General features: G+C 30.7%; 14 protein-coding genes and 1 tRNA gene. 6 read left to right on the top strand and 9 right to left on the bottom strand.

The features are described from left to right. Positions 1–131 precede the first annotated feature (131 nt). Complete coding sequence (locus QVZ41_RS11225) at positions 132–2,195, top strand: tetratricopeptide repeat protein (RefSeq protein WP_302884670.1); 2,064 nt, start codon at positions 132–134, stop codon at positions 2,193–2,195. Here the strand turns inward: QVZ41_RS11225 and QVZ41_RS11220 are convergent. Genes QVZ41_RS11220 through QVZ41_RS11190 form a run of 7 tightly spaced genes read right to left on the bottom strand, consistent with a single transcriptional unit; the run spans position 2,190 to position 7,984 of the window. Continuing rightward, complete coding sequence (locus QVZ41_RS11220; RefSeq protein WP_302884669.1) at positions 2,190–2,918, bottom strand: LytR/AlgR family response regulator transcription factor; 729 nt, start codon at positions 2,916–2,918, stop codon at positions 2,190–2,192. The two genes, QVZ41_RS11225 and QVZ41_RS11220, sit on opposite strands and share 6 nt — an antisense overlap. A gap of 9 nt (positions 2,919–2,927) precedes the next feature. Next, positions 2,928–3,245: an Hpt domain-containing protein gene (locus QVZ41_RS11215; protein ID WP_302884668.1), complete on the bottom strand. Its 318-nt coding sequence runs from the start codon at positions 3,243–3,245 to the stop codon at positions 2,928–2,930. Beyond that, positions 3,246–4,298: a sensor histidine kinase gene (locus tag QVZ41_RS11210; protein ID WP_302884667.1), complete on the bottom strand. Its 1,053-nt coding sequence runs from the start codon at positions 4,296–4,298 to the stop codon at positions 3,246–3,248. It abuts the gene before it with no gap. Further along, positions 4,298–5,431 carry an FIST signal transduction protein gene (locus tag QVZ41_RS11205; RefSeq protein ID WP_302884666.1) on the bottom strand — a complete coding sequence of 378 codons (1,134 nt, stop codon included), beginning with the start codon at positions 5,429–5,431 and terminating at the stop codon, positions 4,298–4,300. The genes QVZ41_RS11210 and QVZ41_RS11205 overlap by 1 nt, the downstream gene beginning before the upstream one ends. A gap of 7 nt (positions 5,432–5,438) precedes the next feature. Next, positions 5,439–7,031, bottom strand: coding sequence for a PAS domain-containing sensor histidine kinase (locus QVZ41_RS11200; RefSeq protein ID WP_302884665.1), 1,593 nt, complete (start codon positions 7,029–7,031; stop codon positions 5,439–5,441). Further along, the gene (locus QVZ41_RS11195) at positions 7,028–7,570 is read right to left on the bottom strand and encodes a heme NO-binding domain-containing protein (protein WP_302884664.1); all 543 of its coding nucleotides are present in this window, start codon (positions 7,568–7,570) and stop codon (positions 7,028–7,030) included. The genes QVZ41_RS11200 and QVZ41_RS11195 overlap by 4 nt, the downstream gene beginning before the upstream one ends. Continuing rightward, positions 7,571–7,984, bottom strand: a complete 414-nt coding sequence (locus QVZ41_RS11190; RefSeq protein WP_302884663.1) for a response regulator — start codon at positions 7,982–7,984, stop codon at positions 7,571–7,573. A gap of 253 nt (positions 7,985–8,237) precedes the next feature. Between QVZ41_RS11190 and QVZ41_RS11185 the strand changes: the two genes are divergently transcribed. Further along, complete coding sequence (locus QVZ41_RS11185; RefSeq protein ID WP_302884662.1) at positions 8,238–8,399, top strand: hypothetical protein; 162 nt, start codon at positions 8,238–8,240, stop codon at positions 8,397–8,399. Between the two features lie 45 nt (positions 8,400–8,444). Here QVZ41_RS11185 and QVZ41_RS11180 read toward each other — a convergent pair. Then, positions 8,445–8,518: transfer RNA gene (locus QVZ41_RS11180), tRNA-Ile, on the bottom strand. Positions 8,519–8,579: 61 nt separating this feature from the next. Further along, positions 8,580–9,551 carry a polyprenyl synthetase family protein gene (locus QVZ41_RS11175; RefSeq protein WP_302884661.1) on the bottom strand — a complete coding sequence of 324 codons (972 nt, stop codon included), beginning with the start codon at positions 9,549–9,551 and terminating at the stop codon, positions 8,580–8,582. A gap of 145 nt (positions 9,552–9,696) precedes the next feature. Between QVZ41_RS11175 and QVZ41_RS11170 the strand changes: the two genes are divergently transcribed. The 4 genes from QVZ41_RS11170 to QVZ41_RS11155 are packed head-to-tail and all read left to right on the top strand — an operon-like array spanning position 9,697 to position 16,257. Beyond that, positions 9,697–10,302: a TetR/AcrR family transcriptional regulator gene (locus tag QVZ41_RS11170; protein ID WP_302884660.1), complete on the top strand. Its 606-nt coding sequence runs from the start codon at positions 9,697–9,699 to the stop codon at positions 10,300–10,302. A gap of 2 nt (positions 10,303–10,304) precedes the next feature. Then, positions 10,305–11,642, top strand: a complete 1,338-nt coding sequence (locus QVZ41_RS11165) for a TolC family protein (RefSeq protein WP_302884659.1) — start codon at positions 10,305–10,307, stop codon at positions 11,640–11,642. A 21-nt stretch (positions 11,643–11,663) separates the two neighbouring features. Next, the gene (locus QVZ41_RS11160) at positions 11,664–12,797 is read left to right on the top strand and encodes an efflux RND transporter periplasmic adaptor subunit (RefSeq protein WP_302884658.1); all 1,134 of its coding nucleotides are present in this window, start codon (positions 11,664–11,666) and stop codon (positions 12,795–12,797) included. Between the two features lie 7 nt (positions 12,798–12,804). Beyond that, entirely contained in the window at positions 12,805–16,257 is a 3,453-nt protein-coding gene (locus QVZ41_RS11155; RefSeq protein WP_302884657.1) for an efflux RND transporter permease subunit, read from the top strand. The last annotated feature ends 29 nt before the right edge of the window (positions 16,258–16,286 follow it).

Raw genomic sequence — 16,286 nt, 5'->3', positions numbered from 1 at the left:
CTCATTTAATCTGACACAAAATTCCATCAATACTCCTTCAAAACCTCTTATATTTCGTTGAAGTGCATTTTGCTAACGGTGAATAAACACCATATTATCCTTAACTTGTAATCACTAATAAAACGCTATCGATGAAGAATTTATCTTTTGTTATTTTCCTATTATTTTTTACTACAACTGTTGTTTGTGCACAACAAATGCAAACTGGTTTTACCTACCTAGAAACTGGTGATTATAAAAACGCAGAAACTTTTTTTGAAAACATTCTAAAAGAATATCCAGAAAACAAAACAGCAAAACTATGTTATGGTAGGGCTGTTGGGTTGAATGGAAAACCAGAACAAGCAGTGACCATTTTTACAGAATTATTAAATACTTATCCAAGTGATTTTGAAATTCAATTAAATTATGCAGAGTCTTTACTATGGAGTAAAAAATACAATCAAGCCAAAGACTATTATATAACATTAACCAATACCAACCCAAAAAGTTTTGCGGCTTTATTGGGGTATGCCAACACCTTATCTAATTTAAAGGAATACAATAAAGCCCTAGAGTATGTAAACAAAGCTTTGGTGGTATTGCCAAACAACCCGAATGCCATGGTTTCTAAAAAATATATTTATTTGGGATTGGCCAATCAGCAACAACAAAATCAACAATACGAAGAAGCCATCGCTACTTTAAAAACAGATATGGAATTGTTTCCTAAAGACAGAGATATCTATTTGAATTTGGCCAATACTTATATCATTGCAAAAAAACATCAAGAAGCCGAAGATTTGTTTATAGAAATGCAACAGGATTCAACATTGTATTTTCATGCTAAAAACGGATTGGCTTTAAACGCTCATTTACAAGAAAAAGAGAAAAAAGCACTTGAAATTAGTACTCAAACACTATCAGAAATTAATGATCATACAGCTGAAAAAGATATCAAAAACACACAAGAAAGATATGCTCAGGCTTTAATTTGGAATAAAAAATACAAAACCGCTAAAAAGTATATTGATGAAATTGCAAAAGGGAAAGAAAATGAAAATTGGATTTTAGGTTTAAAAGCAACTCTTTATACTTACACTGGTGATTTTAACAAAAGTCTTAAAACCTATAATGCTATTTTAAATAACGATGAAACTTCTTTTGATGGAAACTTAGGAAAAGCAAATGCATTAAAAGCCAACGGACAAATTAACAATGCTTATTTGGCTGCTAGAGAAACTTTGGTACATTTTCCAAACCAAAAAGATGCTTTAAATTTTATCAACAATTTAAACAGTAGTTATATTCCAATTTTTGAATCCGATGCCAGATATAGTTTTGACAATGGAGACAGTAAAGCTTATACCTCCACTTCTCATGTTGTATTTCCTATGAGCACAAAACTTACTTTGTCTACTCAATATCAATACAAAAAAGCCATCAATGATGTTACAGACAATAACAGTACTTCTAACTTAATTGGAGCTGGATTGGGATATTTAGTACATCCTAAAATAAACTTTATAGGAACTGTAGGAATCAACAAAATTAACGGAAACAAAAGCAGTTATGATCAGTTCTATACTGATATTCTCTTTAAAACCAAACCTTATAAATTACAGAATCTAGATATTGGTTACAAAAGAGAGCTACAAAACTTTAACGCCGAATTGTTAAATAGAGAAATTATTCAGAATAATTTTTATGGAAATTACAACTTAAGTACCAACTTTAATTTAGGATGGTTTACTCAATATTATTATACTACCCAAAATGATGACAATACCAGAAACTTATTATTCACTTCGTTGTATTATAATTTAATTCCAAAACCAGCTTTAAAAACTGGGATTAATTTTCAGTACTTAACTTTTAAAAATCAAGTGCCTACTATTTATTTTAGTCCCGCTGAATTTAAAGCTGTAGAAATTTTCGTAAACCTTATAAAAGACCGAGGAATTGCAAAAAGCAACAATTGGTACTATGGTTTAACGGCCGCTATTGGTTACCAATACATTGAAAAAGACCCTAAACAAAGTACTTATAGAATTCAAAGTAATATAGGTTATAAATTTACAGACCAATGTTATTTAGAAGGATTTGCCAACCATAGTAACATTGCCTCAGCTGCAGCTAGTGGATTTACTTTTACAGAATTTGGCGTTAAATTTATCTGGCATTTCCTTAAAAAACCAGTGTTTAAAACCTTATAAAAGATTTAAACGTTTCATTAATTCAGGACGGTTAGATCTACTAACAGGTACCACGTCTTTTTTAATCAAAACACTATTGTCTTCAATATCAATAATCATTTTAATATTGATAACATATGATCTGTGGACTTTTAAGAACAAATCCTCTGGAAGTTTATCTTCTATTTTCTTTAGTGTAGAATGAACTACATAATTTTTTGCCTCTGTTTTTATTTGAATATAGTCTCCTTTGGCCTCAATTAAATAAATATCAGGAATATTAATTTTTACCAACCTCCTATCGATGTTTACATACAAGTCTTTTCCTGAAGAAACAGCTTCTTTTTTTGAGTTTTTGGTAGGTGTACTTTCTTGAACAGGTTCATTTGATAAAATTGCATTTTCAACCTTTTTAACCGCTTTTAAAAAACGAGGCAATGCAATAGGTTTTACCATATAATCCACAATACAATCATACTCAAAAGCATCAATAGCAAATTGAGTATCAGACGTAATTAGTACAATTTTAGGTGGATTTTTTAACGTTTGGATAAAATCAAAACCCGTAAAATCTGGCATATGTATGTCCAGAAAAATCAAATCTACTTCGTTTTGATTTAAGTGTTTTATAGCTTGAATAGCATTAGAAAACTCTCCGTCTATTTCTAATCCTCCTGCTTGACTACATAGTTGGTTAATTACCAATCTTGAAGTTGCTTCATCATCAACAATAATACAATTCATATTCACAATTTATAGCGATGCTAAGAACTGAGTCATTACGGATAAGGTTTCTTTAAATTCATTCTCCAAATCCGAACTATTCACTCTTAGATTGTTTTCATACTCCACCGCAGTTTCATAACTCTTTTTCAGTCCCAAAATACTAATTTTATGTTTAAGTTTATGAACTATTTCTATAATTAACTTTTGATCTCCTAAAGCTAAGCTATTATAATACTTTTCTTTCTCTTTTGGAAACTCATCAACCATAATTGCTAAGAGTTTTTTCTCAAATACCTCATCACCTCCAGCAAGTTCTTTAATGTAGTCAAAATTGGGCTTTTCCATCTATTTATTTTTAATTAGGAAATTGAACGTGGTACCTTTTGATACTTCTGAGTCTACCCAGATTTTTCCTTTATAAATTTCTACAATTTTTTTCACTATTGACAATCCAATTCCAATTGATTTTTGACTGTTTTCTAACTTAAAAAAGGCTTTGAATACCTTCTCAAAATAATTTTTATCAATTCCTTTACCATTGTCTTTTACGTAAAACTGTAACATATCACCTTTGGGTTGATACCCTACTTCTACCCAACCTTTTTCTTTATCATTGTAAGAAATAGCGTTAACTATTAAATTTTGAAAAAGCTGTTGTAATCTATGTTTATCTCCATTTACAATTGGCAATTTTCCTTTGATCCTTACTTCGATATGATCTGGAATTTCTATGTATTCTATGATTTCTTTTAACAACAAATTTAAATCTATAGGATAAATGATTTCTTCTTTTTTACCCAAAGTTGAATACTCTAGAATACCCGTGACAAGGGCATCCATTTTTTCTACATTGGCTCTAATTAGTTCAATAGTTTGCTTTCCTTGTTCATCTACTAAACTCCCATAATCTTCTTTTAGCCATGCTGTTAAAGCATCAATACTTCTTAAAGGAGATTTTAAATCGTGAGATACCATATGAGCATACTCACTCAATTCATTGTTTTGATACTCCAGTTCTTTTAACAGTTTTTCTCTTTGTTTGTTCATATCCACAATTTCTTGTGTTTTTAAAGTCAACAAATCAATAAACTTTTTATTTTCTTTTTTTACCTCATTAGCCACTACATCCTCTAACTTATCACCTCCTCTTAAAGTATCAACTACATTTTTAAGTTGCTCAATAATTTCTTGTTGCCTATCCGTGTCTTTTTTTAACAATCCATTAGCTTCAAACAACTCGTCAGAACTAATTTTCATGGCACGTTGTAACATTAAAAATTGTTCATCATAATTATCATAAGATCTATCTACAGCATCTAAAAACACCTTAATATCTGGATGATTTGTTAGTTCCTCTGACAAATATTTTCTGATTTGTCTTTGCAGCAATGAATTCATTATTCGCTAATTAATGTAACTGTAATAGTTTGATTGTGTAATCTACAAGTATTTTCTCCGTTAAAAGGAGCGATTTCTCCATAGGAATAAAAACCGCAAACTGTTGGAACATCGCCAATAATATTTACCACTTCTTCTACTTCCTCTTCTACTCTTTGATCTAACACCAATTTACGACCAATACAACTAACAAACAACGCTAGTTCTGAATCTTTTATTCTGTTTTTACTAGCTCCTTTTACTGCCATTTCTGAAGCATTCGCTATATTATCAATATTGGTCATCATGAGTTGAACTTTAGAGCCTTCCGGAATATCTCCAGCCAAAATCATGGCGTTTTTATCATTATCTATGTTTAATATACTTCTTACAATAGATTGTTCCTCTCCTTCAATTTGTACATTTAAAGGATATAACAAGGCGGCACTTGGCAACTCTTTAGATTTATCTCCTAAATATTGTTTATACAAATCTAAAGCAGGCTTTTCATCTAACTCAAAAAGTAGATTTCCTTCTGATTTGGTCACAATTCTTTCGGGTCCAAAAGGAGTCCATCCTCCAAATATAGAAAAAGATACCTCTAAACTCTCTCCATACAAGCCAATAGCTACAATTTCTCCTTCTTTAGGTTCTTCATTATATGAAGCAATGGTTCTTTCAAACCTTTCAGAATCTCCACATAAGCCTCCTGTAATTAAGACATTTTCTGGAGCAACACTTTTCATTCCTTCTGTTAATTTACTTCCATTAATAAAGCTTCCCTCAGAAATTACAAAAACAAACTTTAAGCCTTCTAAAGGAAATTGTTCTATTAATTCTTTCCCTGTTTTAAAACTGTCTAAATCTGTATTTAAAACATTACTAGTCTTAATCAAATAATCGCTTTTTTCAAAATCGATAGCAGTTGCAGTAACACTACTGTCTTCTACATATTCTGAAGTTACATTACCACAGCTAGAACCTATGACAATATGGGCATTTTCAAAAAGTTTTTTTAGTTCTTGATATACAGGAATAGACTCTAACACTAATCTATTTCCAAATACCAGAATTAATGGTTTTTTAAGAGATTTTTTTTTACTTATAAAATCCCATTTCCCTTTTTTATTCCTGGTTAACTGTACTCTTTTCATAGCTGTTTTATTTTTTTACGGTAAAGTAAAATATTGTGCCCTCTCCTACCTTACTTTCTAACCATATACTTCCATGATGAAGTTCTACAATTTTTTTAACAATTGAAAGTCCAATCCCTGAAGAGTCTTTTCTTTTGTGTAGAGATTGAAATATTTTAAAAATTTTATCAAAATATTGCTTTTCTATCCCCATACCATTATCGGAAACTGAGAATTGAAAATGAGTTCCAACATCTACACAACCTACTTTAATCTCTCCTATTTCTTTGTTCGAAAATTTAACAGCGTTGCTCAATAAATTCTGAAAAAGCTGTTCTAATTTCACTTTATCTCCCAGTATAATTGGCAAATTATTTTCTACAGAAACATGAATATTTTCTGGCACATATATTACCTGTAACAATTCTGTAAGTAAATCATTAATATTTACTTTTTGATCCAAGTGTAAATCTGCTCCCACACGAGAATATTCTAAAACATCAGAAATTAAAAGTTCCATTTTTTCTAATGTTTTTTCAATCATCAGTATGTTCTGATTACTTATTTCATCTAAATTTCCTAAATTGTCTTCTTTAATCCAGCTAATTAAAGCATTAATGCTACGTAAAGGTGATTTTAAATCATGAGAAACTATATGAGCATACTCTTGTAAACTTTCGTTACTTTTTGCCAATTCCTCTAAAAGTTCTTCTTTTTGTTTCTCTAATTTCTTAAGGTTTGTAATGTCTAAATGAATTCCTATAGATCCTGTAATTTCTCCATTAAGATTATAGTTTGGAGCACCACTAATTAACCAATACCTTATTTCATCAGTTTTGGTCATTACTTGTATCTCATATGAATTAGAACTTCCTTCTTTTCTTTTTTCGTGTTCAATGGCTAATTTTTCTTTATATTCTTCTCTTAAAAAAATACTTGAAGCCACTTTTCCTATTAATTCTTTGCTTGAATAGCCACACATTTCCTCAAAGCTTTGATTGACAAAAAGAATTTTATCATCATTATCAACTTCAAGCAACCCAAGATTCATGTTCGCAATAATACTACTATACTTTTGCTTTTCTGCCTCTAGTCTTTTTTCATATAACTTGTTTAAAGTGATGTCTCTTAAAATTCCTTGTGCTGCAATAGGTTGATTGTTTCCATCATAAATAATACTTGCATTTACTTGTACTAATTTGATTTCAGAAGCATTGGTCTTAATTTTTATTTCAAAATCTGAAATCTTACCTGTATCTGATAAAATTTTAAAAGAATTAGAAACATAATCAAGGTCTTCGGGCAGTGTTAATTTCATCAAATTTAACACACCATCAGATAAATTATAAGCAAGTAACTTTTCAGCAGCTTTGTTCATCTTAATGGCATTTCCAGATAAATCCATCATAATATATGGATCTACTAAGTTTTCATAAAACCCGTTTAATTCTGAATTTTTTACTTTTAATAATGCCTCTAATTGATCTTTGGCTTTTTTGTTTTTTTGATTTAATAGGTAAAGTTCCTCAGATTTTTTCTCTAAGATTTCTTCGGCCTGTTTTCTAGCAGATCGCTCTCTGGCCAAAGCGCGTTTTAATATTTCAACTTCATGTTGACTCATGATGTTTTAACAATGGTAAACTTTACTTCGGTACCATCTTCTTTCAATTTTTCGTATTCTATAATTGCATGTTCTCCAAACAATTTAAAGGTTTCTTCCATTAAACCTTTACCTAAAATATATAAAGCTTTGTCTGATTTATATATCATAATCATTTTATTTTCCTCGTGCAATATCAATTCAAAAGTTGGTAATTGTGCATCTGGATAAATTTTTTGAACTTCTAAATGAATATGATTTTCTATGGAAGCTAACAAGTCCATTGGACTTTTATAATGTTGTACTAAGTTTGGGTGAGACTTGATTAATGTCTTAAAAAAATGTTGAGCAAAAACCATTAAAAGATCATCTACCGAAACAGAAGTGTTTTTACTGAGGTTAGAAATTAATTGTAACATTTCAGAAAATTCATAAGTTCCTATAGAGGTATAGGCTCCATTTGAACTTAATTTAGATTGATTGATAATTTCATCAACCATTGCCAATCCATATTTTTCTTCAACTAGCTCTAAAAAATCTGTAAATACAATTCCTTTCATTTATAAAGTAATTAATTGATTGATGCTCCAATAAGATAACAATTTATCTATTTTAGACACATATTCCTCGTACTTTAATGGTTTTAAAACGTAACCAGCAACCCCAATTTTATAACATTCTAATAAATCTTTTTGATTGTTAGAAGTACTTAAAATAACGGTTGGAATATGTCTTAAGTCAGGATCTTTTTTTAAAATTGATAAAAACTCAATCCCATTTATTTTAGGCATATTTAAATCTAATAGAATAATATTAGGCAATCTATCTTTTTGCTCTAAAATTTTTAAAGCCTCTTCTCCATTATCAGCATTGACCATTTTATGAGACATGTTTAATGAAGAAACAGCTCTATTAAATTTCATAACTTCAATAGCATCATCTTCTATTAGCAATATTTTAAGGGACGTGTTCATTATATACAACTTTAAATGTAAATAAAAATAGTCAATCTACTCAACAACAATTTTTTATATCGTTAAAATACTAAATATCTATAGATGAATGGTTCTTTTTCATCGATAAGTGATTTTTTGCTAAATAAATTTGGTCCTTCTATCTCAAAAGCAGCAATTCGTCTACAGTAAAAATAATCTCATCTAATTTTTTAAAATAAAGACTCATCCCATTAATAATTTTGAAATATAGAAACTTATAAAAACTATTATCATGAAAAATACATCACCCAAATTAAATTATTTTGAGTTTATAAACAGAATTAAAAGTGATCCGTATTTGTACACTTCGGTTTATGATGATGCTAAAAAAAATCTTACTCCCGAAGAATTTAAGCTTTTACAACAAAAGCTAGCCATGACGAAAACCTGTTAAATAAAAAAACCACCTCGGACTGAAGTGGTTTTTTGCTTTAAGTAGTGGTCCCACATGGGCTCGAACCATGGACCCCCTGATTATGAGTCAGGTGCTCTAACCAGCTGAGCTATGAGACCTAAAGCGGTGGCAAATTTAATATATTTTTATTTTCTCACAAATAAAATACGAGTTTTCTCCCTATACTTTTCTACTCATTAAATAATGACCAAAAGCTACTAAGTTCTCCTTGGTTGATACTGAAATAGATACCCCATCTAAAACATTAAAAGCTTTTTGAGTATAGTCTTTAATTTCTTGCTCTATAGCACTCACGGCTAATGATTTAATAAACAGTTTTTTTGTAGTTTCTATTTTTAACAACACATTTTCTTGAGGAGTTGTAAACAAAGTTAACAACTGTTTTTTTTCAGAACCTTCAAGATTTTCAAGTGCTTTTAAATATAAAAATGTTTTTTTGTTCTCTATAATATCCCCTCCGACTTGCTTTCCAAAAGTTTCAGGATCTCCAAAAGCATCTAAATAATCATCTTGTAACTGAAATGCCAAACCTAAATTTAACCCATATTCATACATCGCATTTGCATCTTCTTCTGAAGCTTCTGCTATAATAGCACCCATTTTTAAGGCTGCCGCAACTAATACTGATGTTTTTAATCTAATCATTTCAATATATTCTGGAATAGAAACATCGTTTCTGTTTTCAAAATCCATATCAAATTGCTGACCTTCACAAACTTCTAAAGCTGTTTTTTGAAACAACTGCATTAGTTTTTTATAAACATCTCCTTTGTAAACTTCTAAATATTGATTGGCTAAAATCATCATGGCATCACCAGAAAGAATAGCCGTATTTACATCCCATTTTTCATGAACAGTTGCTTTTCCTCTTCTTAAAGGAGCATCATCCATAATATCATCGTGCAATAAAGTAAAGTTATGAAACACTTCAATAGCCAAAGCTGCATGCAATCCTATTTTATAATCTTTTCCAAAAGCATCAACACTCATTAGTGCTAATAAAGGTCTCATACGCTTTCCTCCTAGTTGTAGTATGTAACTTATAGGATCATATAAACTTTGAGGTTCTTTTAACTTTGTATTTTCTTCTAAAAAAGAAAGGAACGAATTTCTGTATACTGATAAATCCAATGGGTATTTTTTGTAGTAAAAGTAATATAATGTATGACTTTATGAAAAAGGAATGTTAACAAATATTTATATTTTTAAAAACTGCGGAAACTAAATTTGTTTTTTAAGTTTCCAACACTATCTTTGCAAGCAAATTTTAATGTAAATGAAAGATAAAATATTAACAACCGCCACTAGCATGTTTTTAGATCTTGGATTTAAAAGCGTAACTATGGATGACATTTCAAACACATTAGGGATTTCTAAAAAAACAGTTTACTCTCATTTTAAAAATAAAAATAAACTGGTAGAAGCAACAACCTTAAATATTTTTAACAATATTTTACAAGGGATTAATGCTATAGAAAATAAGAAACAAAACTCAATAGAAGAATTGTTTCAAATTAAAGAGCTAATGATTAACAATGTAAAACAACAAAATCCTTCATCTATTTGTCAACTTCAAAAGTTTTTTCCCGAAATTCATAGCTGTATGAAAAAAAAGCACAGAGAAGCAATGACAAAGTGCTTTACTAAAAATATTGAAAGAGGGATTGAAGAGGGGTTTTATAGAAAAAATTTAAATATCGACTTTATTGTTAAAATCCATTTTGCAGGAATTGAAAGTATTAAAGAAATGGAACATCAAAATAATGATATCAATTACAAATTTAATTTAGCCACAGAATATTTAGAATACCACACAAGGGCCATTGCTACAGAAAAAGGCCTAGAAACATTAAACCAAATACTAAACAATTATAAAGATTAATTATGAAAAAGAACTTTATTATTTATCTATGTTTTTTAACATACTTAATAGTTCCTGCTCAAGAAAAAGTGCAAACGCAAGTGCTAGATAGCATTAAAACAGATTTTTCTTTGCAAGAAGCTATTGATTATGCTTTAACAAACAGCAGAACCTCTAAAAATGCTAACTATGATATTGAGGCTGCAAAACAACAAAAGTGGGAAACCACGGCTATAGGATTGCCACAAATTAATGGTGAAATTGAGTATACAAATGCACTAAAACAACAATTCCCAGGAGTCGATTTTAATGGTGACGGTACAATTGACTTTGGTGCAAAACAAAACGTTACGCCTAGTATTACCTTAACACAACTTATTTTTGATGGTTCTTACATTGTTGGTTTACAATCTGCTAAAGTATTTTTAGCCATTTCTGAAAATGCCAAAGCAAAAACAGATCAAGAAATTACCAAAGGAGTAACCAGTGCTTATGGCAATGTTTTATTAACTGAAGAAAGTATAAAACTGATTCAGAAAAACATTAAAAGCATAGAAGACAATTTAAATGAATCTAAAGCAATGTTACAAAATGGATTTGCTGAAGAAGAAGACATAGAACAACTTCAAATCACTCTAAACAACCTTAAAAGCAACCTAGAAAGTTTAGAAAGAATGCATAACATTTCTATAAAATTATTAAGATTAACTTTAGGTTTTACAGAGGATGTACCCCTTACGCTTACTCAAGATTTACAAACGTTAATTGCAGAAACCAAAAATCAACCAACAACCTTTACTGATTTTTCTGTATTTAACAATATCGATTATAAAATTGCAGAGAACGAAACCACCTCTAAAAAACTATTATACAAATTAGAGCAAGCTAAATTATTACCAAGTATTAGTGGTTTTTTAACTGGAAATTATATTGGTAACAGTAACAGCTTTACATTTTTACAAAGTAGTCAGTCATGGATTCCAACTGCAATGTTTGGTGTAACCGTAGACATCCCAATCTTTTCTTCTTTTTCCAGCACAGCGAAACGAAAAAGAGCTAAAATAGAGTGGTTAAAATCACAAAACAATTTGATAGATGCCGAAGAACAAATACAAATCAATTACCAAACCATTCAATCTGATTTAGATTTGGCTATCAGTACGTTAGAAAACAAAAAGCAAAATTTAAAACTGGCGGAACGTATTGAAAACAAAAACAACATTAAGTACAAAGAAGGAATTGCTAGTAGCTTTGAATTAAGACAAGCACAAATGCAATTATATAGTAGTCAACAAGAATATTTACAAGCCATGGTTGATGTTATCAACAAAAAAGCAGAATTAAACGCATTACAAAACTAAACCGCTCTCAAAAATAGAATTATGAAAAAAATATTATTCGTCATTGCCGCAACTACCATGATTGCGTGTGGAACCAAAAAAGAACAAACAATTGATGATTTAATTGCATCTAAAAATATAAAAGAACTTAAAGCAAAAAGAAATGCGCTTGTTAGCGAAGTAAAAGAATTAGAAATTGCAATTTCTAAATTAGATACTGTTAAAAAGACTGTTTTAGTATCTACTTTATTAACAAGTACTACAGATTTTTATCACTATGTAGAAATACAAGGAAATGTAGAAACCAAACAAAACTTAATTCTTTATCCAGAAATCAATGGAGCTCTTAAATCTATTCTGGTAAAAGAAGGTCAAAGAGTTGAGAAAGGACAAACCCTTGCTATTATTGATGATTCTGGTTTAAAAGATCAATTGGCACAGTTAGAAGCTGATGCTGAATTAGCTAAAACTACTTTTGAAAGACAAGAACGTTTATGGAATCAAAAAATTGGTTCTGAAATTCAGTTCTTACAAGCTAAAACTGCTTATGCTGCTAAATCTAAAGCGGTTGATAACTTAAAAGCACAAATAGATAAAACCTATTTAAAAGCACCTTATAGTGGTATTATTGATGATATTATTACTGAAGAAGGGTCTTATGTTATGCCTGGACAATCTCCTATTGTACGTTTGGTTAACTTAAGCGATATGACTATTAGTGCTGAAGTTCCTGAAACATTTATCGCTAATGTTAAAAAAGGAAAAAAAGTTGATATTTATATTCCTGTGTTAGATGCTTCGGCTGAAACTACTATTACACAAGCAGGAAATTTCATCAACCCTAACAACAGAAAATTTAAGGTAGAAATGAATATTCCTAGTACTATTGAAGCAAAACCAAATATGTCTGTTCGTTTAAATATTAACGATTACCATAACGAAGCTGCTATTTTAATTCCTCAAAGTATTATTTCAGAAAATGAAAACAATGAAGAGTATATTTTTACAGCGGTAAAGAAAGGAAACCAATACATTGCTCACAAAACATTTATTGAACTGGGTAAAACTAATAAAAATGATATCGAAGTTACCAAAGGACTAAAACCAAATACATTAATTATTGTAGAAGGAGCAAGATCTGTTAAAGAAGGTCAAGAAGTAACTATTTTAAACTAAGCTGATCATGTCTGAAAAGAAAAAAAGCACCATTAAAGAATTTGCATGGTCATCATGGGCTATCAACAATAGAACCACCATGTATGTGTTGGCTGCAGTTATCCTAATTTTAGGAATTACTGCTTACAACAATCTGCCTAGAGAAAGTTTTCCAGAAGTAAAGGAAACTAAAATATATGTAAATGCAATGTATCCTGGTAACACTGCCGAAGATATAGAGCGTTTAATTGTAGACCCACTAGAAGACGAACTAAAAAACATTAGTAACGTAAACAAAGTAACCTCAACTTCACAAGAAGATTACGGAATTATTATTGTTGAGTTTGATGAAAAAATTACCGTAGAAGCTGCCAAACAAAAAGTAAAAGATAAGGTTGATGCTGTAAAATCTGGAGAAGATTGGCCAACATTTAACGGAGCTAAGGTAGATCCTTCTGTTTTTGATTTAAACATTTCAGAGGAAATGCCCATCTTAAACATTAACCTTACTGGAGATTATACTGTAGAAAAGTTAAAAACTTTTGGGGAACTATTACAAGATGAAATTGAAGAATTACCTGAAATTAAAAAGGTAGACATCCGTGGAGCTCAAGAAAAAGAAGTTGAAATTGCTGTGGATGTTTATAAAATGTCTGCCGCTAAAGTTAGTTTTGACGACATTATCAATGCTATTAAACAAGAAAATGTAACCATGTCTGCTGGAAACTTAATTACCAGTGGACAACGTAGAACTATTAGAATTTTAGGTGAAGTTGAAGATCCTAAAGAGCTTAAAGACTTTGTAATTAAAAGACAAGGAGGTATTGTTTATCTTAAAGATGTAGCAGAGGTTTTCTTTAAAGAAAAAGAAAAAACAACCTATGCTCGTGAATGGGGTAAAACCGTGGTCATGCTAGATGTTAAAAAACGTGCTGGTAAAAACATGGTAGAAGCTGCTGATAAAATCAAAGAAATTATCAAAAAAGCTCAAATAGATGAGTTGCCAAGTGATTTAACCGTTACCATTAGTAACGACCAATCTTCTAATACCTTAAATCAGGTAGATGATTTAGTAAACAACATCATTTTTGGTATTTTATTAGTAGTAATGGTACTAATGTTTTTCTTAGGATTTAGAAATGCATTGTTTGTTGGTTTTGCCATTCCAATGTCTATGTTTATGTCCTTTTGGATTATTGATTTATTAGGATACACCATGAATACCATGATTCTTTTTGGGTTGATTATGGGATTAGGAATGTTGGTTGATAACGGTATTGTTGTGGTTGAAAACGTATTCCGTTTGATGGATGAAGAGGGAATGTCTAGAACCGAAGCTGCTAAAAAAGGAATTGGTGAAATTGCTTATCCTATTATTATTTCTACAGCAACTACGGTAGCAGCCTTTATCCCGCTTGGTTTATGGCCAGGAATTATGGGACAATTTATGAAGTATTTTCCTATCACACTATCTATTGTATTAGGGTCTTCTTTATTTGTGGCTATTTTCTTTAACTCAGTTTTGGTTTCTCAATTCATGACTATTGGAGAAAAAAAATTAACCTATAAACAATTAACAAGATTAACTATTGTTCTTTGTGGATTTGGAATTCCAATTATGTTGTTTGGTGGTGTTGTGAGAGGACTAGGTAGCTTAATGGTAGTTACCTGTATCTTATTTTGGTTGTACAGATTATTTATCAAAAACGGAGCTATTTTCTTCCAAGAAAAAATGCTAACCTATTTTGAAGATGCTTATGAAAAAGCCTTACGTTTTTCTTTAAGTAGCTGGAGACCCTATGTATTTTTAGGTGGTACTTTTGTTTTATTAATTGCCTCTTTTATGGTTTTTGGTGCCTCTGTAGGTTCTGGAAAAACGCAAGTAGAGTTTTTCCCAGACAATAAGCCGAATCAGATCATTGTGTATTTAGAATATCCACAAGGAACAGATATTGAAAAAACCAACAAGATCACGAAAGACATCGAACAACGTGTTTATAAAATATTAAACAGTGATGAGTATGTAGATAATGGCTACAATTTCTTGGTTGAATCTGCTGTTTCACAAGTAGGAATGGGAGCTGGAAATCCACAAACTGATAGTGGAGATTCTGAAATGCCACACAGAGGTAAAATTACCGCTACCATGCGTGAGTATAAATACCGTAGAGGTGCAGATTCCGAAGAATTGAGACTTAAAGTTCAAGAAGATTTAAAAAACAAATATCCTGGTCTTAGTGTTTCTGTAGAAAAAGATGCAGCGGGACCTCCTGCAGGATATCCTATTAACATAGAAATACAAGGAAAAGATTACAATGAGTTGATTTCTGTAGCACAAAGAATGCAAAAGTTTATTTCTGAGCGTAGCATTGCCGGAATTGACGAACTTAAAGTAGATGTAAACAAAGCAAAACCTGCAATGGAGGTTTATGTTGATAGAAAAAAAGCGGGTGCTTTAGGAGTACCTGTTGCTTCAGTTGCCAATCAACTTAGACGATCTATTTTTGGAGAAAAAGCAAGTGTTTACAAAGAAGATGGTGATGATTACGACATGTATGTTCGTTTTAAAAAAGAAGACAGAACCAACACTAGTTTATTATTCAACCAAAATATAGTATTCCGTGATCAAAATGATGGACAATTAAAAGAAGTGCCTATTTCTGCATTAATATCTCGTAGAAACACAGCCTCTTTTAGCGCTATTAAACATATCAACGGGGAAAGAACTGTAACTGTTTATTCTGCTTTAGCTCCTGGTTATAAAGATGCGGGTGCAGTGGTAAAACAAATTGAATTAGAAATGGCTGATTTTGATTCTCCAAAAGGAATTTCTTTTGATTTTACTGGACAAATTGAAGAACAAAACAAACAAATGAGTTTCTTAATGGGAGCTTTAATTACAGGATTAGGATTAATTATGTTCATTTTGGTTTTCCAATTCAACTCAGTAACAAAACCTGCTATTATTATGGTGGCTATATTTTTAAGTTTTACTGGGGTATTCTTTGGAATTATTGGAATAGGAATGAGTTTTGTAATTATGATGACCATGATGGGAATTATATCACTGGCTGGAATTGTAGTAAACAACGGAGTAGTTTTACTAGATTATACACAGTTATTATTTGATAGAAAAGCGGAAGAAATAGACCTTCCTGAGGGACAAGTTATTTCTATAGAACATGCTTATGATGCCATTGTGCAAGGAGGTAAAGCTCGTTTAAGACCTGTAATTTTAACAGCCATTACTACCGTATTAGGATTGGTGCCATTGGCCATAGGTTTTAACATTGATTTCTTTGCTTTGTTCAGTACCGGAAACCCTAATATTTATATGGGAGGTGATAACGTTATTTTCTGGGGACCATTGGCATGGACTGTAATTTTTGGATTGACCTTTGCTACTTTTCTTACGTTAATTATTGTACCGGTAATGTTTTACTTGCTACATAAAATTAAAGTGAGAGTTAAAAATAAATAAGTATTATTTCAGGAGACTTATTAAAAACG

The organism is Wenyingzhuangia gilva (genome assembly GCF_030519655.1).
GTDB lineage: Bacteria > Bacteroidota > Bacteroidia > Flavobacteriales > Flavobacteriaceae > Wenyingzhuangia > Wenyingzhuangia gilva.
The sequence above is the reverse complement of the archived record's forward strand: the minus strand, read 5'-3'. Positions and strand labels throughout refer to the sequence as shown.